Below are 210 nucleotides of genomic sequence, written 5' to 3'. Positions count from 1 at the left end.
AGATTACGCAGCCAGCACTACTACCATCACCATCCCGGCAGGCCAATTGACCGGTACGATCACTATTGATCCAACTGATGACCTGCTGTACGAAGGAAATGAAACCGTAGTCATCGATATCACGAATGTTACAGGAGCTACGGCGGGCAGTACAACTCAGGCAATCATTACGATTACCGATGACGAGACCATCCCAACAGTAACACTGAG

At 49.0% G+C, this 210-nt stretch carries 1 protein-coding gene; it reads left to right on the top strand.

Going from position 1 to position 210, the window contains the following annotated elements; genetic code table 11:
• Window positions 1-210: hypothetical protein (locus FLACHUCJ7_RS00050; RefSeq protein ID WP_219634023.1), on the top strand; the 210-nt coding region annotated here is incomplete at both ends.

Source organism: Flavobacterium salmonis, from assembly GCF_903819435.1.
GTDB classification, from domain to species: Bacteria; Bacteroidota; Bacteroidia; order Flavobacteriales; family Flavobacteriaceae; genus Flavobacterium; species Flavobacterium chungangense.
This window is presented reverse-complemented; position numbering and strand designations above follow the sequence as displayed.